This is a genomic window from Legionella qingyii (assembly GCF_003184185.1).
This window is the reverse complement of record NZ_QHJG01000021.1, coordinates 13,614-38,457: the sequence shown is the minus strand read 5'-3', so window position 1 is coordinate 38,457 and position 24,844 is coordinate 13,614. Positions and strand designations below refer to the sequence as shown.

Genomic DNA, 24,844 nt, shown 5'->3' with positions numbered 1-24,844 from the left:
GATTTCGTTAAAATTAAAAGCAGTTTAATTAGGTTATTGAATTAATGAAGAAAATGAAGTTCGGCGTTTATTAATAATCATGTAGTCTGGGGGCAGAGCAGCGAAACCTGGGTTTAGTCGCGGTGCGCCTCAGGCTACATGTCTTTAAGTTCTTGCTTAGCTTTGTCTTTTAATACCGAAAAAGGGAACGCCAATGTAGGGTCTTCTCGCCGTGTAGCTTCGAGGACTTTTTCCTGTTTGCAGGAATATTTGGGTATAGTAAAGTTTGCCTTGCTTGTCACGGGCAACCCCTATGCCAGTCAAGTTATAATTTCCTACAATATTTCTTCTGTGGCCTGGGCTTTTGACCCATTGACTGACTACAATTTCAGCTGTTTTGTAGTTGTATGCAACATTCTCAGCACCACCACCTGTATTTTTAATCTGTGAACGCAGTTTAGCAATACGTTTTCCAAAATCTTGATGACCAAAAGGCATACGATGATTGGCCATATCTTGAGAGTGTTGTTTGGCTTGAATTACAATATTGTTGTCCATTGTAAGCTTGGATAAGCCATGTTGCTGCCGGTATTTGTTAATATAAAATAAAACAGCATTTTGGATGGCGGTATCGCTTTCAACATGGTTAGCTGAAGAAGCGGCATAAGCATTGGGCAATAAGTTAAAAACAATCAAACTTAAAATAACTATTTTGGCTTTTAAAGACATAAGTATTCTCTTTGCATGAAAATAAAAATCGAGTGGAATAGTGACTAAAAAACTGTCATTTGTCTAGAGTTTATTTGTATCAGATAAGACCAAAATAAAAAAATAATAATCCATTTGATTTGAAAAATTTCTTTTCTCTTTTGAGAGCGAATTAGTGACTCAAATTTGCTATAGCATCCTTTAAGTCTTCGACCTCGCCGGAGTAATGAAAGTAAATTCGTTTTTTTGAACAGTCTATGATGCAGAGTGGTTCTTGAGGTTGATCACCAAACTGTTTAAATACCCAGAAAATTCCATCACTATGTTGGTTTTCTATTTCTTTTAATAAGTCCAGCATTTTATCGTTTACTAAGGCAGAATGAGGACAATTTAAACTGGATGCGCCGTGAGTTATTTTATAGGCGTAATGTTGTTCTTTCATGATAGTACTCCCTGCTACTGTTCAATAGAGAAGTAGATCCGTTTAGATTACATTATAGTCTATTGTAGCTTCGCTGCATCTGTCTCTTAGTCACAAATTGAAAATCTAGGGGAACATTTTTATAGATTTACAGACAAACCTAAAAGTACAGCATGTAGGGTTGGAATATTGGATAATTGTCCTCTTTTAGAATAGGTTTCAAAATGAAAATTGGGTCCATTGCCACTGAATATTCCTTGATATAATAAGTTTAGGTTGGCCAAAGCAGTAATTGGATAGCCAAAGCCTGCTTGTATCTCGCCGGCTAATTGAGAAATGTCATTAAGAGGAACCCGATCATCCCGCCAATGTCTGTAGGCAAGCCCACCTTTCAGTTGCGCAAAAAAAGAACTATTGCCCAGTGGATCGCTCTTGGATGTAATTAATAAATCCAATGTTGGGGCAAGGGTAGTTTGCATAGGAATCCATTTTTTCAGAGCATGAAAAGCTTCTTGGGGCATATTGAGTTTTATTCGGGTACCGGTTTGCAGCCCTAATTCCAAGCCCAAAGCTATATTGCCAGCAAGCATCATTTCATTGGCCAGCGCTAAACGTCCTATTGGAACATTTTTATCTCTTGAGGATGTTAACTCATAAGTACCTGTACCAGCACTTGCAGTAACAGACCAAGGTTGATCTTGTGATGTTAGTTTAGGGAAATAATCGCCAGCTATCGCATTAAATGATAATAAAATTCCTATTACAATTAATTTCATATGCCATATCCCTAATGAATTGTTCATAATCATACCTTTGCGTACCCTCAATCAGGATTTTCAGTTCCATCACTGCAAAAGCACCTATGGGAATATTAAACATAAAAAAACGGCAAGCACTTCTATTACGAGTTGACCGCCTTTTTATCAAATTTGGCGGAGAGAGAGGGATTCGAACCCTCGATACGTTGCCGTATACACACTTTCCAGGCGTGCGCCTTCGACCGCTCGGCCATCTCTCCAATTCGGGCAAGCTTATACAGGTCGGATAATAAAATCAACCCTGTATTGATCTAAATTTATAACTTATTCGTAACTTATGATCGTTATTGTATATACTATGAATAAATAAGATCTAAATATAGTTACTATTTAGTTAGATATTGTTTCTACTTTAGAAACAAAAAATCGTGAGCACGTTTTGTGAATAAAGGGATTAAATTATGATAATACGAACTTTTATTTTCATATTCAGTTTGATTTCTTCAAGCCCCCTTTGGGCAGAGATTACTTGTTATTACACTTTAGTTAAAGATAATTGTTGGACCAAATATGATGTATCTGTAGATATAATGGATGCCATAAGTGCCAAAACTTTAACAACAGTTACTGTGCCTATTGGAAAATCGTGGACACGTCAGACTTTCCCTTGTCAACCGGGTCAAAAATTAATGTATCGAGCTCGATTTTCTCCTATTTTTTGGCAAAGTGATGAAGGTAAAACGTATACTGCTAAAAATTATTGGTCTTTACCTAATACAATCAATCCTGGAGATTCAGCCTGGAACGTGACTGTTTGCTATGCCAGTGATTTTTCATTAGTCCCTCTTCCTCCTAATGCACCAGGTAATTGCAGTTGTAATTTTGATGATATTCCAGCAATACCGCCAAAAAAGATATAAATGGCATTATTTTTTATCTTTGTGTATGATTCTCAGTACAACATCAACTATTTTTTAGGAAATTTTTTTTCTTATCTTGTTGACGGAGCGGCTGATGATTACTCTTAGAAATAAAATTGGTCAAATGTTAGTTATGGGGTTTGATGGTTGCGATATACATGACAAAAGCCCTATAGCGGAATGGCTGTCTTCAGATGGATTAGGCGGTGTTTTGTTATTCGACCATGATGTTTCTACGAATTTATATGGTAAGAATTTAAAAAACCAGGCACAAATCAAACGGTTAACTCATCAACTCAATTATTATTACCATTCTGCAGAAGTAAATTTCAAAAATAACGATTTGCCCTTGTTAATTGCCATAGACTATGAAGGCGGAAGTATCGATCGTTTGTCTCGGATCGAGGGATGTATGCCGACTATGAATGCATATAACATGGCACAATTATCCCCTGATGCTTTGCAGGCTGAGTTGACACAAATGGCATTAACATTAAAGTCATTGGGTTTTAATCTTAATTTTGCTCCGGTTGTTGATTTACATTTGCAAGATCAGCAAGGAATTATAGGAAGTGTACAACGTAGTTTTTCCGCTGACCCTAATGAAGTAGTTCGATTGGCCAGAGCATTTGTGGATGTTTTCCAACACCAGGGTATTGCATGCTGCTATAAGCATTTTCCAGGTCATGGTAGTGCATTAGGTGATACCCATAAAGGGTTTGTCGATGTGACCAATGCCTTCCATAAGGATGAGTTGGTTCCTTATTATCAACTCGTGCGAGATACTCATCAACCAACTCTCATCATGACAGCGCATGTGGTGAATAAACAGTTGGATAATCAGGGGTTACCTGCAACTTTATCCCACGATATTTTAACCGGCTTATTGCGTAAGACCATGGGCTATGATGGAGTAATTATTGCAGATGACTTACAAATGCAAGCAATTACCGATCATTATTCACTTGAGGATGCTTTATCCCTGACAATCAATGCGGGTGCTGATATGCTCATTTTTGCAAATCAATTAGCCAAAATTACGGCGCCAGAAGTGATTAAGATGATTGAGCGTTTGGTATTTGAGCAAAGAATAAATCAAAAACGTATAGAGGAAGCTTATCGTCGAATCATCCGTTTAAAGCAACAGATCAATTGTCTTGAATTGATTGACTGATGGATCTGCAGATTTTAAAATCTCTTGACGAACATGCGCAATGTGTTAGAATATCTCTAATTGTGCAAAATTTGATCAAAAAATAAAAGGTTTTTATGGTAGCTCACTCGACACAAACGAATCATCGCTCAACTCTCGCTCATTTTAAACTCGTTTCTTGTTGTTGCTGTTAATTTAATCTTCTCATTTTTACTTTTTTGATTTTAAGGATTATTAACATGTGTGCCGCGCATCAACAAAAAAAACTAATTCTCAGCACCCCCGTGCTATATGCTTTAATGATTGGTTTAGGTATCGTCAGTGGGATGTCAAATATTGTTTTTTTCAAGGAGATAGGGTTATTAATCTCCGATTTATTTATTAAGCTGTTTAAATGCATTAGTTTGCCCATTATTTCTTTATCCATCATTGTTACTCTGGCTAACTACAAGACCGATGGATTCATGAAAAAAATTTGGCAGCGAACACTTAAGTATACTTTTTCTACGACCGTAGTGGCCGCAACGATTAGTTGTTTGCTTTACATTTTAATCCAACCCAGCTCCGTTCAGGTTAATTTGGATGCGCAAACAGTCAAATCAGCGAGTAGTTTAGGTTACTTGGGATACCTGGCAAATATTATACCTACCAATTTATTATCTCCTTTTCTGGAGCAGCAAGTAATAGGAGTACTGTTTTTAAGCATTATTATCGGCATTGCTGTGCGTCAAATCCCTGATGAAGAGTCTCGCGATACGCTTACGCGGTTTTTTCGTGGCGCACATGGCATGTTTTTAGTGATGACCCGTTGGATTATTACGATTATTCCTTTGGGATTGTTTGGTTTTATTACCTCAACGGTTGTTCAGTTGCGCTCAGGGATGGATATTAAAGGAATAGGTGAGTATTTATTAATTGTTGTTTTAGCGAATGTAATTCAAGGTTTTGTCGTCTTACCTTTATGGTTAAAAAGGAATAAGATTCAGCCTTTTTCAGCAATGCGCTCCATGCTTCCTGCCTTATCAGTAGCATTTTTCTCCAAGTCTTCGGTCGGGACATTGCCTGTCACGATGAATACTATAGAAAATAATTTACAAGTAAAACCATCCGTAAGTCGTTTTGTTTTACCTTTATGCACTAGCATAAATATGAACGGTTGTGCCGCTTTTATTTTTGCTACGGTCATTTATTTAATGCAAAATCATGGAATGCCGACTTCTTACGGCACAATGGTTTTATGGATATTTGTTGCTACTGTAGCTGCTATTGGAAATGCCGGCGTGCCCATGGGATGTTTCTTTCTAAGCATCAGTCTGTTATCAAGTATGAATGTTCCTATCGTCCTTATGGGCGTTATTTTACCCTTTTATGGTTTAATTGATATGCTGGAAACTGCTTTAAATGTTTGGTCTGATGCGTGTGTGACCAAAATTGTGAATGATAAAGCAATTGCCGAGGAGCAAGTTGAATTAAAAGCCACAAAGGTACCTGCATATGAGCCTGAGTTAGGTTAATAGTAAATTTTATAATCACTGTATCCTGGGTGAAGCGCAGCGTAACCCGGGACACCCATTCAAGAAAACCCGGGTTTCGCAGCGCTGCACCTGGGGTACAAACTAAAAACTCCGGGTTCGTTAATTTACGAAGCTATTTTTGAATTGTCTTCTTCATTGTCAATTTTTTCTGCTGGATTCAAGCATCTATGATTTTCATAGGGCTCGCAAAAGTGTGCAAAATATTGTTTAAAGTTCGAAACATATATTTCCTCATTTTCCATGAGAAAAATTTTTTCGGGTTGTAACTCAACATAATTTGAATCTCTTAAAACCGCTTTATAAATAGAGCTTGCATGAGAAGAAACCCATTTATCTAAAAAAGGAAATATTTTATTTGGATCAGTGGTGAAAAAATTTTGATAGATATCACTAAACAGTTTGTTTTTCATTTCATAATTGCTTTTGAAATAGAAGCTGCTATGGTCCTTTCGATATTCTGTAAAAGGAGGTCTATTAGGTCTTTTTTTCATTCCAGCGGCAATATCTAAGGAAATGATGAGACCTTTTGCAGACTCAATTGTGTATTGTGCACCTAACAAATTAGTACCGTTGTATTTGTTGAGGTAGGATTCTAAGTAACGAACGGCTTCATCACTTACCGGATCAAAATAACTACTGATGACGAATTGAGTTGCTAATTTAGTTTCAGGATTATAATAACAACTAATATAAATTGCATAAGTGAATTGTTCATTCGCTATATGTTGTACTAATATTTTATCAATTTGATTGTTCACCTCATCACAGGAGAGTTGCTGATTTTCTATATTTTTTTCCATACGAATAATTTGAGTCGGATAATCAATGCTGCGAGAGAACGACTTATTTTGTTTTAAATGGTCTGTTTCATTAGAGTATGTGATGACCTGACTGTTTTTATTATCCGGATTTTGTGAAATGGTCAATGTGATAACATCATCATTGGTTTGGCTGAAAACGGATAGTGGTATTAAAATGAGAGGAACAACCAAGTAATTAACTTTCATAAAAAAACTCCTTTTTAGTCAGCCCAGTATTGCATCCTGCAAGATAAAAATTGTGACTGGGTTATTTTGAGTATAGATGAGTGGATGAAAATTATTCTCCATGTTCATTCTTTTGGTTTGAATTTTTCAAAGTGATGTGATCCAAAATACAATTGTTTATTTGCTATACTTTTTTTCATAAAGGGCATAAAAAAGACACTCACCTGGAAAAAAGGATAATTCATGCAAAAATTATATGGGACTATTGTTTGGTTGATTGCAACCTTGTTTGTTGTTTATTCTTTTTGTTTGAACACTGCGGCAGCAGTATTTTCAGAACCAATAAAAAACACACTAAGTGCTAGCGATTATGGCGTATCCATTGCAACCGGCGCATTTATTTTAGGCTTTGCTTGCATGCAAATTCCCGCTGGTTATTTGCTTGATAAATTTAATCCAAGAATTGTAGTCAGCGGGGGAATTTTATTACTGGCCTTAGGGAATATTTTTATCTCTATTGCGGGTAGCTTGACAATTTTTACATTTGCAAATTTCATTCAAGGAATAGGTGCTTCTTTTGCATTTGTTGCCGCGGCAGTTTTGATTTCTCAATGGTTTTCCGCACAGTTTTTTCCTGTATTATTTGGTTTGACCCAAACACTTTCATGTATTTTAGCTGGGGTTCTTCATTATTATTTTAAAGTAGAGTTGATATCGCATACATGGAGTGAACTGTATCAATGGCTCTCGATTTTTGGTCTGATTTTATTTATTTTATCTTCTATCCTTGTTCGTTCCCCTCCTGGTTTCGTAAGAGATAGTTCGATTTCATTAAAAAAATCATTAGCGGTTGTTTTTAAAAACAAACAAATTGTACTGTGTTCCGTTACTGCAGCAATGTCGTTTGGTGTTTTACTTGCTTATGCGAGTTTATGGTTCATGCAAATTCAAAACTACTATTCAGTCGATATTCTGCAATCAATTATGATTAGCGGATTGATTTTTGCAGGGATTGGTATTGGCACCCCATTAATGGGTTGGTTTTCCAATACAGTCAAATCAAGAATTATGGTAATACACATTACTTTAGTCACTGGAACCATGGCCTTATTACTGGGAATTTATCTTCCTCACTATGGCACCAATTCATTTATCATTACTAAAATAGTTTCATTTCTGATTGGCTTTTTACTTTCAGGCTCTATGCTTTTTTATACGATGGTCAGTGAAATTTCATCAGACAGTACCCGTGGTGTGGCCATTAGCGTATTAAATACGGCAGTTTTTCTATTTAACACCCTTTTATTGTTCATCCCTTATTTATTTGTTACTGCTGCATCCAAAGACTTTTTTACCTATTTGTGGATATTACCATTTTGTACACTGTCCTCAATTTTGCTGATTTATTTTATTAAGGACACGAACCCTGAATAACATGGAGATTTTTATGAGTGATAAAACAGCTTATAGAGGTGCAATTTTTTATTTTAAAGACACGGCTACCATTGAAAATCTTCCTGATAATAAGAAAGAAAAACAATCAGAGCAAGAGTGTCAATATGTTTACATCGAGGATGGCATATTGGTTGTTGAAGCAGGGAAGATTGTTGATGTGGGGAGTTATGATGTTTTAAAGAATAAAATAGATGGGGTAAAACTGGTTGATTATAAAAATAAGATAATTACTCCTGGATTTATTGATACTCATCAACATGCTACGCAAAGCGCAATTGTTGCCGCCTATGGTGAAAAACTGTTGGAGTGGTTGGAAGACTATGTATTTCCTGCGGAGAGTGTTTATAGTGATAGGGCGAGTGCAACAAAAGATTTAAATTTCTTTCTTGATTATCTTTTAAGAAATGGAACTACAACGGCTGTATCTTACGGACCATTATTTTATGAGGCAACTGATATATTTTTTGCAGAGTTACAAAAAAGAAACATGCGTTTTGTAACCGGCAATATTTTGATGGATGAAAATGCTCCTGATAAACTGAGATTAACAACACAGGAGAATTATGATAATTGTGTTCGTTTGATCGAAAAATGGCATAATAAAGGCCGTTTATCCTACTGTATTTCGCCGCGGTTTGCTTTAGCGTGTTCTGAGCAAATGCTGGAGTTGTGTGGTTCACTTAAAAAAGCACATCCTGATTGTTATATTCAAACGCACCTGGATGAGAATCTGAATGAAATTGCTGCAGTAAAAAAAATTTATCCCTGGAGCAAACATTATCTGGATGTTTATGACCATTTTGGTTTGGTAACGGACCGAAGTGTATTTGGTCATTGCATTCATACAACAGATGAAGAGCTGGAGCTGTTTAAAAAATCGGGAGCGATTATTTCCTGGTGTCCTTTGAGTAATAACTTTTTAGGTAGTGGCTTATTCAACTTTGCAAGAGCCTTCAGATATACCAATAAAATCACTTTAGGGACTGATTGGGGGGCTGGAAATTGTCTTTCAATGTTTGCTGTTTTAGATGATGCGTATAAGGTTTCCATGTTAAATAGTGTGAAATTACCTAGTATGATGCGTTGGTATATGGCGACTTTGGGAGCTGCAAAAGCATTACAATTGGATGATAAAATTGGTACATTCAAGCCCGGCAAGGAAGCTGATTTCATTGTGATTGATCCTGATGCTACAACCTATCTGAAATATCGCCGTGAACGAGTCAATGATATTTTCGAGTTGTTGTTTATTTTGATGGCTTTGGGATCTGAAGATAATATTAAAGCAACCTACATTATGGGTAAGCCGGCGTACATTGGGGGATGTTGATATTTGCTTTACTCGCTTGATGATTTTTTCTGGTGAGATTTTAATGATGTTTCACAATGAAGTGAAACATCATTAATCGAGGTGATAAAGAGTAAATTTTTAGGATATTAAACAAGAACTACTGCCGCTGCATAACTTATCCTCGGGCAATGCGATAGGTGCCCTGTTTGTTCTAGGAGCTGCAGCTGGCTTATGGAACGCATACTGGTTTCGCCCTGGATTGCCAGCTGGATTTCCTTGTTGATTAGTGGGCTCGGCCTCTGAGCGCGCGTGAATAGCGGGCGTTTCAGTAGCAAGAGTTTGTTTGTCAACATCAACCTCAACCTCTTTTTCTGGACTATTGTCTTCAAAAGGCTTAAGATCACTTTCTTCATCCGAGGCGTCAACAGATGAATCACTATCGCTAAAGTCATCAGTACTCGCGTCAAGCTCTTTTTCTCGACTATCGTCTTCAACAAGCTCAAGAGCACTTTCTTCATCCGAAGATTCATCAGATCTATCACTAAAGTTAAGATTACCAATGTTAGCTTCTTTTTCTCGGCCATCGTTTTCAACAAGCTCATGATTTTTGTATTTAACCAAGTAATCAACTGGCATATCACTAAAAGCATTAGTATACCCATCAAGAAACTGCTTGAAGTCAACATCATATGTCATTGCAATTGATTTTGCTTGTTCTAATACAGGTAGTACAGAATTAAATTCTTGTTGTAATGTTTCTATGGCATTATCACTGAGTTCAATGTGTTGTTGGCGTAAAATTTCTATTGCTTCAAATAAAGATGGATCTTTATAGGGGGAATCAGGATGAACATTAATGAACAGTATAATGCGATCGCCATCCTCAATATACTCGGGTTGTTGATATCCTTGAAACCATCGATTTATTTCATTATGACTATGATTCTTTTTGGCAAAAGCAAGCTTGGCTCTGGGTTCACCACTAGAGTTATCAGTAAAATAGCTAAGTGGAGACAAATTGTTGCTGGATTCTAATTCTTTTTCTGTAGAGAGTTCTTCGTTCGTGTCAACTGCTTCCGTATATTCTACAATGTGATCAATTTCCCGTGCTGCTAAATTGAGGGCAATGTATTCGCCTGTTTGGATTGCTGTTTCTAAAGCCTTAACTTGTTCTTCGAACTTATAATTATTTTCTAACACAATATCTGTATGTTGTTCATTTGAAATTGGTTTCAAGGAATTAGCGATTTCATCGTGAGCCCACAAATCGTTTAACATATTATTAACATGTTCAGGATAATTAGAATAAGGTTCGCCAGTTCCTTCGATAGATGCCATTAAAGTAACATCATCACCTGCATACCTATTCATGCGTAAGGTGACGTTTTTAGGGATCATATGCGGATATTTTGTAAAAAACTCCTTTGCACGACCCATTAAGATCTCGTACCTGTCGTCAAAGAAATCAAAGATAATTTCTTCATTAGGATGATCTGCTGCTGCTTTTTGCATTTGTGCGAATAGCAGCGATACTTTATATTCTTCGCCAGGACATGTAGCATGCTCATATTGAGTTGTATCTTGCATAAAGTTACCGGCCTCAATTTCTTGCATAATTAAATTATAAGAAGTTCCGAAAGGAAGATTTCCAGTCACATCAGCCAAAAGAAACGGATCAAATGTAATATTCAGATCAGCACATACTGTTTTAATCGCAGGACAACATGAACCTTTAAATGCTTTTTGAGGACCCATGTTCAATTGATCAGTCTCATAGGATTGCCTATTGGAGCCGATCAATGCAACCACATTATCAAATGCTGCATTTTCTCTTTTGATTTGCTCTAAAAATCTTCTATTGTGGACTAGAACGGCATCTCCTAAATGCTTAGTGAACTCGAAATGTTCTGCTTGAGCGTAACTTGGATTAAATAAACACCCATCAAAGTCAAACGATAAATAACGTATTTTCATTTTAAAACCTTTTATAAAAATTAATTAGTTAAATTTCAATTGAGATAGGATTTGATGGTCCCTTTATAATCCAAATTACAACGCTTGGTTAGTACTAGGATGTCGATACCACTGGAATGTCATTCATGAGTTTTTATGCCGCTGCTACTTGGGGGTAGCCGATACAAAAAGCACTGATTAACTTAAATATCTATCTCAACATGAAATCTGCTTATTGATTTAGTTAACTAAGTTTACCAGTCCTCCATTCAGTACAGACAACTGCTGTAATTTGCTTCATGAAAGTCAAAAAATTGCTTGTTATCTGATGAATAATTGAATAATGATTAATCTGATATTTTAATGAACTTTTCTTAAGGCAATATTAAATAAGAAAAAATTTTTTTTTCAACGAATTGCCTCAAATTATCTGTTGCCCATTTCCAATAAAAAGCTTAATAAACGGGGTAAAAAGAAAAGCTTATGAGCTAACTTTATTATTGGAGTCGCTTAAATGATTTGGCTTGCTACTGCTAAGATGTGCTTTATGCGTTTAAAAAAAACTCTGCCTCCCTGGTTCCCGAAATATTACAAATATTAAGAGGGTTCATTAGACGAAGTATCAGCGAAATTGCTGGCAATGATTGATCATTTACTAAGACTCTATAAATTCTGCTATGGAAGAGGCTCAAATGAAACGAAGTTAGGAAGTCCTTTAAGAAAATATATTAAGATTAGTACAAACTATTGAGACACGAGCCAAGTTGGTTTTATGGAAGCAGATACTCTGGCATGCCGCTAATGGGTGATTTTGTGTGGTCTATTTCGATGATCGATATTTTTAGTAGCTGGACAGAAATGCGAGCTACTTGGCGTAAAGGGGGGATGGGTGACAAAAAACCATAAAATTTATACGTTCACGTCGTTATAAGACAGATGATAATCCATATTTTGAGTAAAAAATAATAATTTGATGACAAAATTGGCACATTTAAGCCCGGTAATAAGCTGATTTTATTGTGATGGTTTTGGGATCTGAAGCTAATATTAAAGCAACCATACATTATGGGTAACCCGGTGTATATTGGAGAGAGCTGATATTTGTTTGATGATTTTTCCTGGTGGGATTTTAATGATGTTTCACAATGAGGTGAAACATCATTAATCGAGGCGATAAAGAGTAAATTTTTAGGATATTAAACAAGAACTACTGGCGCTGCAAAACGTATCATCGGGTAATGCCATAGGGGATCTGTTTACTCTATTAACTGCAACTGGTTTATGGAACACATGCTGATTACGTCCCAGATTGCCTTGTTGATTAGCCGGTTCTGCCTCTGGGCGCGGGTGAATAGTGGAAGTTTCAGTAGCAAGAGTTTGTTTGCCAGCGTCAACCTCTTTTTCTGGACCATTGTCTTCAAGAAACGCAAGATCACTGTCCTCATCTGAGGATTCATCAGACGTAACACTAAAGTCGTAAGTATCAATGTCAGATTCTTTTTCTGTAGCAAGTTCTTCAATATTATCAATAGATTCGGTACATTTGGTAATGTATTCACCCTTCTGTATGGCTGATTCCAAAGCCGTAGCTTGTTCTTCAAGTTTATAAAAGTTTTCTAATATATTATCTATATGTTCTATTGAAAATAGTTTCATGGACTCAGCGAATTTATCCAGATCCCACAAATGGCCTAACATATACTTAACATGTTCAGGATAATTTAAATAAGGTTCGCCAGTTCCTTGAATAGACGCCATTAAAGCAACCTTAGCGCCTCCATACAAATGCAGGCGTAAGCTTACATTTTTAGGAATCATATGCGGATGTTTTGTAAAATATTTGTATAAATAACAAACTAAAATATCATACCTGCCGTCAACGAAATCAAAGATAATTTCTTCATTAGGATGATCTGCAGCTGCTTTTTGCATCTGTGCAAATAGGAGCGTTCTTTTGGTTTCATCCATAGTACATGTAGCATGGTTTTGTTGAGGATTCTTGAGATAGGTATTGTCAGCAATTTCTTGCATGATTAACTTATAAGAAGTTCCATAAGGCAGATTTCCAGTCACATCAGCTAAAAGAAATGGATCAAATGTAACATTCAGATCAGCACATACTGTTTGAATGGCCGGACAACATGAACCTTTAAATTTGTTTCCATAACCCATATTAGAATAATCATATTCATAGGATTGCCTATTGGATCCGATCAAAACAACCACCGTATCAAATGCAGTATTTTCAATTTTTAGTTGATCTAAATATGCTCTATTGTGGATTAGAATCGCATCTCCTAAATGCTTTGCGAGACCTAAATCGGATTCTTGAATGTACTTGTGATTAAATAAACACTCATCAAATTCAAACGATAAATAACGTATAGCCATTTTTATACCTTTTATGAAAAATTAATTGGTTAAATTTTAAATTGAGATAAGATTGATGGCTGAAATATAATTCAAATTACAACGCTTGGTGAGTAATAGGAAATGCCAACCACTGGAGGGTTATTCATGAGTATTATGTCTCTGCTACTTGAGCTAGCAGATACAAAAAGCACTGATTAACTTAAATATCTATCTCAACACGAAATATGCTTATTGATTTAGTTAACTAAGTTTACCAGTCCTCCATTCAGTAGAGATAACTTCTGTAACTTGCTTCATGAAACTTAACAAGTTGCTTGTTATCTAACGAATAAGTGAATAATGATTGAGCTGATACTTTTACGATCCTGTCTCACGGAAATATTAAGTGAGATAAATTCTTTTTTCAAATTTTTTTTATCCTTTGGCGACACCTTTCATTGAGGCAATAGGCAGCACAAAAACAAAATTATTATATAATAAATCAATTAGTTAACGTCCATGAAGTTTTTTTTAGACAAGATTTGATCTTGAAATGAGTACAGATTTTTCAATTTCACATCGGACAGAGAGGGATTGTCAGGTATGGTCATTGATGACGAGTTGTGGCCACGTTTAGAAAAATTACTTCCAAAGCCTAAAGGGCGACATGGTAAAAAGGATCGGTTATTCATGGAGGCAATATGTTGGATGCTTCGTTCTGGTGCTGCATGGCGTGACTTGCCACAGGACTATGGCAATTAGAAAAGTGTTTATAATCCTTATAGCAACAGATCTAAAAAAGATTATATCGCCGCAATATTGGCGGAATTAAAAAAAGATGGCGATCACGAATGGCCCATGCTTGATGGGTCGATTATAAAAGTGCATCAAGATGCAATGAGAAGCAGTTACGGTCTACCCGCTCGAAGAGGGTACCAAAGATGTCTCTCAGCATCAGTGCAGTTCTTCCGTAAATTACGGCTCGTTATCTTAGCATAGATTTGTCCATTTCCCTCTCCCGCGAAGGGCATCATCATACTATCAAAGTTCCTATCGCGGGAGAGGGGGCTGTTCGATGTGAAATTGAAAAATCTGTGGTCAATTCAAGATTAAATCTTTTCTAAAAAAACTTCAGGGACCTTGCCTAATAAAAGCTTAATTTTTCTATGATACTATGTGTATATATTTTAATCAAACTGGAGTGGAGATGAAAATATTTGACTTGCTCGGTAAACTGGTAAAATCTAAAAACAAACCGATGGAAAAATTGAAGTTGAATGGTGACTTAGCCATATTACCCCTGGAAATTCTAAAAGAAATAGTATCTTATCTTGATTTAAAATCTGTACTAAATTTACGTACTTTGTCCCAGGAGCAATTAGAAAAAATTAACCTCCTTTTAAAAGATGAAAAAATTTCAAGAAAATTGGGCATAGTTAGCGAAGATATGCAGGGTTTGTTTGCAGTCGGTCAAAACGTACAATGTGTCAAGTTCAAATCCTCTGATTTTTACACAATTACCCCGAGTACTAAAGCCATAAAAAAATCATTTCAATCGAACTTGACCTTATTTAAAGACCGGTCAGAGGCTACAAAGTATATGGATGAGCGGAAAATTGGAACCGAGCGAGAAAATGTGGCAGCCAGCAAACCATATCTTGCTCTTGTCACCGTGAAAAAGCCCAATACCTTATTTAAAGTCAAGAAACAGGATGACACAAACAATGCATTGACGGTCACCAGTTCTCAGGAAATAAGTGACAAACTCAAATTTGTCGGTTAAGCCAAAGTCAATCGATGGGTCTTGAATATAAACTAAGGCCCATTCCAATTGACGCGTGATGGCCTGAAATTGCATTGGCCTTATAGATTATTTAAAAATAAACCTCAACTACCGCACTAGCCATTAAGGGCAAGTGAACGAGGCGAAGGAGTGTACATAATAGTGCGTAACTGAAGCCAAGTGAACTTGCAACGCCGAATAAAACTTAGTAGGCATTGCTATAACTGATTTGTATCAAAGTAATAGTAGTCGCTTATCTTATATACAAATAAGACAAATGTGATAATATTTAATCCGGAAAAAACTGGTGAATTTTACTGCAAGTGTTTTCTGTGCTGAATTGACAAGTATTTGTAATTTGAACGCTGATACAGGCTACAAATACTTGTCAATTTAACATGCGAACTCTTTATACGTTGCCACTGTTTTTTCCAGGTTAATGCATTTATGGAGCTTGAGTCAGTTCATATCCGCGGACAGGCTTTATTTTTATATATTTTTAATTTTAGGGAATGAAATGAGCAAAATATACGCAATTGTTAACCCAGCCTACACCAAATCAGGTGATAGTTTTACTGATTTGGCTTCTTATCTAATTTCTCCGTTTCACGCAGTGGCATATGAACATGTTTGTGGTTATTCATTAGGCCATGAACTCGTTTTTTCTGAAACGCTTGAAGGTGCTAAAAAGATTTTAGAAGATGGAATCAAGGGTGCAAAGTTGGATGCTAAAAAGGCGATTCAAAAAGCTGTTCTTGAGTTGGAGACCGATGAAAAAGGAGAGATCACTGGATTTAGCAAGATTTATACTGTTAATTTTGAGAAACGCTTTGAACAGGCTGAAGATAATTTTTTTAAGGGAGTTCGAATTCCTAAATGGAGTGAGCGTGCAATTGATGCTAAAAAAGATGCTACACCAGATGCGCTTGCTGAACTGTTCATCCAGTATGAGCGAAGTAAACAAGCAGTTACTGAACATGTTTCGATGTAAAAACATTATATCCTAGCCTGAGTGCTGTAAAACGTAGCTCAGGGTTTCCTGAGCTACGGATCTTGCTTTTAGCCAAATTATCAGTTTAGATTTTATCTGGTAAAAAACCTCCAGCTTGCATTTGCCACATGTGACTGTAATGACTTGGTACCTTGATCAGTTCCTCATGCGACCCATCTTCAATAATGCGACCTTTATCAAAGACCAGAATGCGATCCATTTCCGATAAGGTAGAAAGACGGTGCGCAATGACAATAGTTGTTCTATTTTGCATTAACAAATGCAAACCATCCTGAATCAATTTCTCTGTCAATGAATCCAAAGCGGATGTCGCTTCATCCAGAATCAAAATGGGTGCATTTTTTAGCATAGCTCTGGCAATGGCAATGCGCTGTCGTTGCCCACCTGATAATTTAATCCCACGTTCGCCAACTAACGCATTGTATTGTTCAGGAAGTTGTGAAATAAATTCATGACAATGTGCTTTTTTTGATGCAGAAATAACTTCCGCATTCGTTGCATCAATGTGGCCATAACGAATATTCTCCATGAGCGTGCGATGAAATAAAGTCACATCCTGCGGAATCATAGCAATGTTTTCGCGCAATGATTCTTGGGTAACATCGCAAATATTTTTTCCATCAATCAAAATTTGTCCTGATTCCACATCAAACAAACGCAGAATCAGATTAACAAAAGTGCTTTTTCCGGATCCAGATAAGCCTACAAGACCAATCTTTTGTCCTGGCTCAATGACCACGGATTTATTTTTAAAAAGATGCGCACCTTCGTCATAGTGAAAGCTCACGTTTTTAAATTCAATCCGGCCTTGAGTGACAGTTAATGGTTGTGCCTCGGGTTTATCAGTAATCTCATGTGATTCTGAAATCAAGGTTAGGGCTTGCCTGCATTTTCCCAACTCTTCTGCAAACAATACAAATTGACTTGCAAGATACCATAAATTATAAAAAATGCTGATTGATAAGGAGATAATAAAACTAAAATCACCGATTGAGACTTGATTTTTACTGTACATATCTACCAGCATATATAAATTGGTGGCAATCAGTACGATAATGCTTATGTCCCAATAAGAACGCATTTTCAAGATAGTCCATTGCATGGTCTGATCTTTATCTGTGGTTTCTTGGGCTGTATTGCGAATTAACTGATTTTCAAAAGCCGCTCTGGAAAACAATCGTATATTGGTGATATTGCTTATACTATCAACAATTTTTCCTACCAATGTTGTTTTACTGGTCGCAAATAAATTAGACAAGTCTTGAACTGGTTTGAAATAAACCATCGCAATTCCCAAAAAGACAATAGCCCAAATAAGTAAAATCAAGGCAAATACAGGATGTACAAGCAGCATGCTGATGATCGCAATGATGAGGCCAACGACTTGGGCTGCTGCATCATCAATCGTTGTAAAAATCGCTATAGTTCCTGAGGTCATATCAGAGATTTTATTAGATAAACTGCCCGCAAAGTTATTTTGGAAAAAGCGATGCGAATGCTGATTCAAATAGGCAAACATATTATTTACCAAGTCAAAGCGAATGTAGGGAAATAATTTTAAGCGGAACCAATCTGAAAGACGCATATCAATAGCGATCAGGATCCACAAAGTAATGTATAAGATCACATAGGGTTTTATCGCATCAAATACAGCTGATTTATCGCCTGAGAATGCAGCAACCTTATCAATAATAAGTTTTAGCACATAAGGTGAAAGGGTGTTATTAATTCCCCAATACACAGCGGTAAATAATAATCCAATAACATAAACGCTGTAAGGTTTTAGCAGACTCAGGAAAAATTTGCTTAGTAAAATGTCTTTTTTATTCATATCTTTACTCGGTTATAGGCACAACTATAATAAATTTAATAATCCATTTTTAATTTCATACCTGTACGTTATTTGAATCGCGTTCAAAAAATCAGAATCGTGCGAAATAACAATCATTGCACCTGGATAATCTTTGAGTACCTGAATAACATGAGCCCGTGTTTCTCGATCCAGGTTATTTGTTATTTCATCCAAAATAAGTAACTTGGGCGTAATTGCGGCAATTTGCGCCAAGGACAGTCGGGCTTTTTCTCCACCCGATAAAGTAGAAACCAACGCATCAACTTCTTCATTTTTCCGAAATAAAAAATCATTCAGATGCTTCCTGATTTCGGTATAGGATTTGTCACTGAAGAAACAACTTATAATCTCCCATACCGACTTATCTGCAGGTAATGTGTTGTAGTGTTGATCAAGGATGCCGATTTCATGGGGATGAGGTACGATCCAGGTTCCTTTTTTTATTACAGACTGATTATCCAATATGGCTTTAAGTAAGGTGGATTTACCTGATCCATTATCACCATAAATTGCAATCCGTTCCCGAGCTCTTATTGAGAAACTCAATGCGCTTAGAATCGAATTATTTTCATTATAACCGACAGCCCCATTACTCACCGTGACTAAAGTCTCATTCGTATCTACTGCATGAATAGCAAATTTAGGGTAAATGACTTCAGGGACGTACAGTTCTGATAAACGCTGAGTCAATTCCTGTTTTTTGTGATTGATAGCACTTTTTTTGCGGCCTGAAGTCTCTTGTGCATTTCTTGCTTTGCTCTGCGAAACAATCGTAGGCCATTTCCTCTGCTGAATGTGTTTTTCTCCTTGAACTCTACTGCTTTTGGCTCGTGACTGTTCTCTCATCATATCCGCATGTATTTGTTTTTTCTGACGAGTCAACTCTGCAATTTCACCCTCAATTGCACTACGCTGAATAGTGGTTTCTCGTAAGTAGTCCTCATAACATCCTGTAAAAACATGTACTTCGGCTTGATCGATATGCCAAATTGTATCTACAGTGGTTTGCAGTAATTCAATATCATGAGTCACTATAATCAAGGTTTTTCTATAATCAGCAAGCATTCTCATCAAAGAACGGCGATTGTTACGATCCAGGTGGTTGCTGGGTTCATCGAGCATTAAGAGATCTGGAGCAGATGCTAATGCTTGGGTTAATAATTTATGAAAACGTTGACCTCCACTTAATGAATCAAATTCTTCAATAACTTGTGGGACATAGCCGATGTTTAATTCTTTAGGAAAACGGATGTCACCATCAGTTGGCTCAAGTAATCTCGCAAGCAATTTTAATAGGGTTGATTTTCCGGAGCCGTTGCGTCCAATAATCGCAATGCGATTGCCATAGGAAATTTGACCGCTAAAGTCCACAAAACATGTTTTATGGGGAAAAGAAAGACTAAGATGTTTAAATTGAATTGGCTGATGCATCATGTAACTCACTTAAGTAGTTTAATGGGCAGTTTGTGTGACTGCTTTCCGTCATTGCCCAGTGCTTAGGGCGTACTTAAGAGATTATGTCCATGATGTGTTTAAGCCTCTTTGGTGATGTGCTTGTTTGATATTGGGTACAATTGTAACCGATTGCATGATTATCTGTCAACAATCGAGAAAATCCAGCAGAGGAGGGGGATTTTAGATTGTTTCTTCCAGATGAGGGATAAGTTCTTTGCAATGTCTCATGACTCTTTGTTCTTCTGGGGGTAATTGTAAATAATCACCATATTGTTGAATAAGAAATGTTTCTGCATTTTGAGGAATATTAAGTTCTTTCGTTTCAAAGGCAACACGTTGCAAAGGATATACTTCATCTTTTTTAATTAAATTTCTTCCTACACAATTATAACCGCGTCCTATGTAAGGGCTTTGACTGCTATTCGCTCGATGAATGATTTTTTGCAAACAAAACTCAAGCAAGTTTTTGGGCAAAAATGAGGCTATAGCCTTATACAGTACGGGATAGTGTCCTATTTTTACTTTACTGTATTTGGTGCTTAACAAACGGGAGAGCTTTTTAGCATAAAATTTATATCGTTTACGTTGTTTTGGATCTATTGGCATGCTGTCATAGACAAAAACATCAATAAATATACCTTGAATGTAAGGTTCATTACCTTTTTCATGTTTTTCGATAAAGCGGCTGGTACGATCTCTGATTTTTAAAGGAGTAGCCATATTAAAATAGCCTGGATCGCTATGAATTGTTTGCAGCCACATCCAGTCAGGAATTTCTGCTGGTGCGACACGGAGAAATTGCTCATAACTGGCACGCGGCATGGCAATATCCACATCGTCATCCCAGGGGATAAAGCCTTGATGACGAACTGCTCCTAAAAGAGTTCCTGCATCAAGCCAGTAGTCCAAACCATGTTTAAGGCAGATAGAATCCACCACTTCAAGCATGGCAAGCATCTTCAATTGGGCTTGGCGTAGCCTGCCATCATGAAATGCTGTTTCCGCAGAATAAGGATTTGGAATCTTCGTTAATGTCATGAGCTTTCTTCTAAAATGACAACAAAAGCTATCTTAGCAAAATAATTCAAAATCATTAACTATAATGAAACAAAAACTTGGATAAAATTGATTTAATGAAGCAATACCTGGATCACTTGAATAAATCACTGAACTTGTTGTGTGTTGTTGGTAATATTCACTAGTAAATTGAAATTTATTAAGCCTGATGGGGAGAAGTCATGGTGCAGTTATTTACTGATGTCGGTCCAATGTTGATTCAATATAGAGAAGCAACTCCTCAAGGCCGACAAGCCATGATGCAGGATAAAATTGCAGGGCTTAAAATGCTTTCTGGACAAATTACCCATAATAATCAAGCAAAAAATCATTATAAAACACTAGCTTATGCGGCGACATTTATTAACTATGCTGATGTGTTACAACGTATAGAAAATCAGCAGTATTTTGATGTTTTATTAGATTTCTATGGTATGGAGATGGATGAAGAATTAAGTTTCTGGTTTGAGTTTGGTACCACTCCAGGTCAAATGAGATTGAAACAGCCACTCTCTGAATATAAACCAGAGATTTGGGAAAAATTTCGTACGGCTCAAAAAGCACATTTGGAGAAAACCAACAAAACCCATCTTTTTAATCTGGATCAGCTCGATATTTATCATCCTCCTGCGAATCAATTGTATCCTATTCAAATTCAAATGGGAGGAAAACTTGAGAATGAGGCAGTAGATAGAATCAACATTGATGCGCATGGGCGCATTCGGTTTGCGCAACATTATGGATTTTATATTTTGCCTGGTGGTGGGATGATTGAAATCACTAAGGTTGCCAAAATTGATGTTTTGGAACGCAAAATGTTGGAAGAGCATTTAGAAGAGGAACATGCAAATCTCTATATAAAGGCCGCTGAATTATATGATCAATTAAATCCGGATGATTTTAATGCTGCATTAACTAAAGCATGTTCAAGTAAGCAAGCTCAATCTTTGTCTTCAGAGCTTCGCAGTTGGTTGCAGAAACAAATTTCAACGAAACAAAAAAATGCTATTTGCTTACAAAAGATTGTTGCTGAACTCGATCGCCAAATAGAGGTGGCGAAGAAGAATATGCACGGTTTTTCTGAGAAATATACTCAAGAAGAACAAGTAGAAAATTTGCATATGCTTAAGTCGCTTATTGAATTACGTGCTATTGTTCAGGTACAACCTTTTGAATTAACTCCATTATTTGCTGAAGCTTTTGAGTACATAAAGAGAAACACTATTTGTGTTGATATTCAGCAATATTTGGATACTCGGGTACTTGGTGGTTCGCAACTATCTCACTGTTTCATCATGAGAGGGATTCCTCTAGAAGATTGGTTTTCTGCAAAGTTTAATGGGATTGATGGTGAGTTTGGCGATGATATTTCAGGAGCCGCAATTGAACTCATGACGTTACTTGAAGCGTTAGGCAAGTTTAGGAAAATCAAATTTTCTCATATATTGCTTGCATTGGCTGCTTATGAGGAATGTCTTGATAATGGAACATTACGGGTAGAAAATATCTGGAATGAGGTGCAATTTGAACGCTCTCGTCAAATAATGCTTGCAGAGGCTATTAAGTTTTTAGGATAGTTAACTACGATCCCATTATAATGTTATGAATTTTTGTCATTCTTGCGAAGGCGGGAATCTATTCTTATGGAAGCACCGTGTCTTTCTAGATATGGGTTCCCGCCTTCGCGGGAACGACCGTTTTTTCCAGTTTAATTGAGCATAACCTCGCCCACACCGTGTCTATTTTATTTTTAATAAAAGTAAGCATTGATTTATCAAAAATTAAAAACGAAAATAACACTCCAACTATTCTCTAGCATGTTACAGTTTTGAAATGAGTCCTTTATGTCAGACACTTTAAATCGTTATTACCTACAGGCTATGGGAATCGATCTCTGGGTGTTACGCAAGCCTAATCCTTCTGGTGAGCAGGATTTATCTGCATTAGCTCCAAGAGGTGGCCGCATGCACCCGATGTGCTTTACATAAAACTCGAACGCAAACGGTTTTTTTTCGTGGCAGTCCGCAAGCCAAATTGATGATAATTGGCGAAGCCCCAGGTTTTTATGAGGATCAACAAGGCCAACCTTTTGTGGGTAAAGCAGGAAGCTTATTAAATCAGATGCTGCACAGCATTGAAATGGTTGAAGAAGATGTTTACATTGCTAATGTTTTGAAATGTAGACCACCGAATAACCGGGATCCCCAAGAAGATGAAATTGCTCAATGCAGTTCGTACCTCGCACGTCAAATTGAGCTTGTACAGCCTCATCTGATCTTGGCGTTAGGTCGTTTTGCAGGGCAGTTTTTGCTTAACAAACCACTTCCACTCAAACAATTGCGTAATACACTGCACCAATACCAGAATATCCCCTTTTTAGTAAGTTATCATCCAGCCTATCTTTTACGTAATCCCTCCGATAAGAAAAAAGCATATTTTGATTTGGTAACAGCAAAAAAATTATTAATAGAAAAAAGTTGCTAAAAGGCCTTTTTGTACAAATACTGTATTACTTAATAAGTAGTTTTACGTATTGATGCTATTTATATCCATTTTTTATAATATCAGTAGATTCCAAAATTAGTGCTTATTAATAAAGCGGGTAGGAGAGAAAACCATGAATCAATATAAACGTATATTTATTGTCGGCCTACCAGGTGCTGGTAAAGGTTTATTTGCTAAACAGCTGGCTGAAAAATTGGGTTGGCAGTTTATCGATGCTGATCTTGGAATTGAGTATCATATTGGACGTTCCTTAAATGAGATTTTTGGTACTGAAGGCCAAAAAGATTTTTATCAATGCCAATATAATCTACTGAATGCACTGAAAACTAAAGAGAATATTGTAGTAGCTACTGAAGCAAGTATTATCTGTGATGAGGCAATTCGCCACTTATTATCTTCGGAGTTGGTGGTTTTTTTGCAAGTAAGTACTGAAGTGCAAATAGGGCGAATAGCACGTAATCCTTCACCATTATTAACTACTGATCTTAAAACCTTTTTTGATAGGCTTCATGTCGAACGTGATCCATTATTTGAAAACGTAGCGAATATCTCTCTTGATACAAATGATAATGCATTGGAAGAACATGTATTAAGTGTGTTTGAGCATGTCACCGCAAAGCAAACAAGAGAATCCAAATCAGTCAAATTAAATGAGAAAGATATTGTGCTGTTTCATAAAGTGTCACATATTCCGGTACACTTATCAGAACAACAAGCAGTCTGTCTTAAATTACTCGCCCAAGGAAAAAGTTCAAAAGAAATTGCGCGTGACATGAAGATTTCCTATCGAACTGTGGAAGGTACTCTGGCTAAGACAATGGAAGTATTAGGTTGTTCTTCCAGTAAGGAGCTGATTGTTTTGTATCATGATAAACCTTGATTATCGTGCATAGCGGAACTTATGTTTTTTGGGAGACTCAAATATCCCAGGCTCCGCTGAGACCCATGTTCAATAAGTTAAGTAAAAAACTGTCGTTCCCGCGAAGGCGGGAACCTACTTCTAGCAAGGCGTAGTGCCAACTTAAGAATTCGCGGGAATGACAAAAATCCTTAACTTAATGGCTGTGCCGCTGAGACCAGGCATCTAATGCTTAGATGCATTGTTGACATTGATTCTTAATTTTGAGACATATAGTGAATCGCCTGAATAAATGCTTCATCCGAGCAATTTTTCTTGGGTACATCTGCTTCCTTACACAACCCACTATGCGGCATTAACCCTTTGCCAAGTTTTATCTTGTATAATAAATAATCCATGGCTGTTTTATATTCTGTAGGATTGTTTTTGGCTTCTAGTTCAGCATTTTTAAAGCGTATATCCCAAGCTTTTTTATCAAAAGCCGCAGGAGCTTTTATCCCGGCTGCAAATTGAGGAGCATGGCACGATTTACACGATACTTGATAGGTGCTTTTTCCCAAATCATCAGCTAGCACTGAAGTACAAATGACACATAGTAAAATAACTAATAGATTTTTCATTGTTTCCCTCTGTTCGATTTGGTTTATATCCTTTTTTAAGCATACTCCATTATTAAAGCAACTCAAGATGTCTTTATTCTCTTGATCTGTTTTATAACTCACGCATTATACTGAAAATAATACTATAATTTACAGCAGCACATCGGTTAAATCGCCAACAAAGTATTAGCTGGATGGAATCAAAAGGAAAT

At 36.7% G+C, this 24,844-nt stretch carries 20 protein-coding genes, 1 tRNA gene and 1 pseudogene; 11 read left to right on the top strand and 11 right to left on the bottom strand.

All coding sequences use genetic code 11. From position 1 onward, the window contains the following. Positions 1-156: 156 nt before the first annotated feature. The 4 genes from DGG96_RS12950 to DGG96_RS12935 all read right to left on the bottom strand — a co-directional run bounded on the left by DGG96_RS12950 (position 157) and on the right by DGG96_RS12935 (position 2,126). Positions 157-708, bottom strand: a complete 552-nt coding sequence (locus tag DGG96_RS12950) for a CAP domain-containing protein (protein ID WP_110143079.1) — start codon at positions 706-708, stop codon at positions 157-159. Positions 709-859: 151 nt separating this feature from the next. After that, positions 860-1,129, bottom strand: coding sequence for a hypothetical protein (locus DGG96_RS12945; RefSeq protein WP_110143078.1), 270 nt, complete (start codon positions 1,127-1,129; stop codon positions 860-862). A gap of 119 nt (positions 1,130-1,248) precedes the next feature. Next, positions 1,249-1,884 (bottom strand): hypothetical protein, encoded by a 636-nt coding sequence (locus DGG96_RS12940; RefSeq protein WP_110143077.1) that lies wholly within the window; start codon positions 1,882-1,884, stop codon positions 1,249-1,251. Between the two features lie 154 nt (positions 1,885-2,038). After that, a tRNA-Ser gene (locus DGG96_RS12935) sits at positions 2,039-2,126 on the bottom strand. Positions 2,127-2,327: 201 nt separating this feature from the next. Between DGG96_RS12935 and DGG96_RS12930 the strand changes: the two genes are divergently transcribed. From DGG96_RS12930 to DGG96_RS12920, 3 genes are all read left to right on the top strand, one after another. Next, positions 2,328-2,786, top strand: a complete 459-nt coding sequence (locus tag DGG96_RS12930) for a hypothetical protein (protein WP_110143076.1) — start codon at positions 2,328-2,330, stop codon at positions 2,784-2,786. 94 nt (positions 2,787-2,880) lie between these two features. Beyond that, a complete protein-coding gene (locus DGG96_RS12925) occupies positions 2,881-3,960 on the top strand; it encodes a glycoside hydrolase family 3 protein (protein WP_110143075.1) in 1,080 nt (359 codons plus the stop codon). Between the two features lie 218 nt (positions 3,961-4,178). Continuing rightward, positions 4,179-5,453, top strand: coding sequence for a dicarboxylate/amino acid:cation symporter (locus DGG96_RS12920; protein ID WP_110143074.1), 1,275 nt, complete (start codon positions 4,179-4,181; stop codon positions 5,451-5,453). A 125-nt stretch (positions 5,454-5,578) separates the two neighbouring features. On the opposite strand, the gene DGG96_RS12915 is transcribed toward DGG96_RS12920, so the two are convergent. Continuing rightward, entirely contained in the window at positions 5,579-6,481 is a 903-nt protein-coding gene (locus DGG96_RS12915; RefSeq protein ID WP_110143073.1) for an Lpg0189 family type II secretion system effector, read from the bottom strand. A 222-nt stretch (positions 6,482-6,703) separates the two neighbouring features. On the opposite strand from DGG96_RS12915, the gene DGG96_RS12910 reads away from it, so the two are divergent. Beyond that, a complete protein-coding gene (locus DGG96_RS12910; RefSeq protein WP_110143072.1) occupies positions 6,704-7,894 on the top strand; it encodes an MFS transporter in 1,191 nt (396 codons plus the stop codon). 13 nt (positions 7,895-7,907) lie between these two features. Next, on the top strand, positions 7,908-9,245 hold the full coding sequence (guaD, locus tag DGG96_RS12905; RefSeq protein ID WP_158618856.1) for a guanine deaminase: 1,338 nt from the start codon (positions 7,908-7,910) through the stop codon (positions 9,243-9,245). A 99-nt stretch (positions 9,246-9,344) separates the two neighbouring features. Here the strand turns inward: guaD and DGG96_RS12900 are convergent, their stop codons facing one another. Together DGG96_RS12900 and DGG96_RS12895 are read right to left on the bottom strand one after the other, a co-directional pair. Then, positions 9,345-11,180, bottom strand: a complete 1,836-nt coding sequence (locus DGG96_RS12900; RefSeq protein ID WP_110143070.1) for a hypothetical protein — start codon at positions 11,178-11,180, stop codon at positions 9,345-9,347. 1,167 nt (positions 11,181-12,347) lie between these two features. Next, positions 12,348-13,550 carry a hypothetical protein gene (locus DGG96_RS12895; protein WP_110143069.1) on the bottom strand — a complete coding sequence of 401 codons (1,203 nt, stop codon included), beginning with the start codon at positions 13,548-13,550 and terminating at the stop codon, positions 12,348-12,350. Positions 13,551-14,114: 564 nt separating this feature from the next. Here DGG96_RS12895 and DGG96_RS12890 point away from each other — a divergent pair. From DGG96_RS12890 to DGG96_RS12875, 3 genes are all read left to right on the top strand, one after another. Beyond that, positions 14,115-14,273: a transposase gene (locus tag DGG96_RS12890; protein WP_110143068.1), complete on the top strand. Its 159-nt coding sequence runs from the start codon at positions 14,115-14,117 to the stop codon at positions 14,271-14,273. A gap of 445 nt (positions 14,274-14,718) precedes the next feature. Beyond that, complete coding sequence (locus DGG96_RS12880; RefSeq protein WP_158618857.1) at positions 14,719-15,294, top strand: F-box protein; 576 nt, start codon at positions 14,719-14,721, stop codon at positions 15,292-15,294. A gap of 517 nt (positions 15,295-15,811) precedes the next feature. Continuing rightward, positions 15,812-16,285 (top strand): hypothetical protein, encoded by a 474-nt coding sequence (locus DGG96_RS12875; RefSeq protein WP_110143066.1) that lies wholly within the window; start codon positions 15,812-15,814, stop codon positions 16,283-16,285. An 85-nt stretch (positions 16,286-16,370) separates the two neighbouring features. Here the strand turns inward: DGG96_RS12875 and DGG96_RS12870 are convergent, their stop codons facing one another. The 3 genes from DGG96_RS12870 to DGG96_RS12860 form a co-directional block, all read right to left on the bottom strand. Then, positions 16,371-18,137, bottom strand: coding sequence for an ABC transporter ATP-binding protein (locus DGG96_RS12870; RefSeq protein WP_110143065.1), 1,767 nt, complete (start codon positions 18,135-18,137; stop codon positions 16,371-16,373). A gap of 24 nt (positions 18,138-18,161) precedes the next feature. Next, positions 18,162-19,592 (bottom strand): ATP-binding cassette domain-containing protein, encoded by a 1,431-nt coding sequence (locus DGG96_RS12865; RefSeq protein WP_199739186.1) that lies wholly within the window; start codon positions 19,590-19,592, stop codon positions 18,162-18,164. Between the two features lie 201 nt (positions 19,593-19,793). Next, positions 19,794-20,651: a LicD family protein gene (locus DGG96_RS12860; RefSeq protein WP_110143064.1), complete on the bottom strand. Its 858-nt coding sequence runs from the start codon at positions 20,649-20,651 to the stop codon at positions 19,794-19,796. 200 nt (positions 20,652-20,851) lie between these two features. Between DGG96_RS12860 and DGG96_RS12855 the strand changes: the two genes are divergently transcribed. The 3 genes and pseudogenes from DGG96_RS12855 (at position 20,852) to DGG96_RS12845 (ending at position 24,054) form a co-directional block, all read left to right on the top strand. Then, positions 20,852-22,246 (top strand): protein kinase family protein, encoded by a 1,395-nt coding sequence (locus DGG96_RS12855; protein WP_110143063.1) that lies wholly within the window; start codon positions 20,852-20,854, stop codon positions 22,244-22,246. A 267-nt stretch (positions 22,247-22,513) separates the two neighbouring features. Continuing rightward, a pseudogene (locus DGG96_RS12850) lies at positions 22,514-23,153 on the top strand (uracil-DNA glycosylase). A gap of 133 nt (positions 23,154-23,286) precedes the next feature. Continuing rightward, the gene (locus DGG96_RS12845; protein WP_110143062.1) at positions 23,287-24,054 is read left to right on the top strand and encodes a shikimate kinase; all 768 of its coding nucleotides are present in this window, start codon (positions 23,287-23,289) and stop codon (positions 24,052-24,054) included. 236 nt (positions 24,055-24,290) lie between these two features. Here the strand turns inward: DGG96_RS12845 and DGG96_RS12840 are convergent, their stop codons facing one another. Then, positions 24,291-24,653, bottom strand: a complete 363-nt coding sequence (locus DGG96_RS12840; RefSeq protein ID WP_110143061.1) for a c-type cytochrome — start codon at positions 24,651-24,653, stop codon at positions 24,291-24,293. Positions 24,654-24,844: the final 191 nt, after the last annotated feature.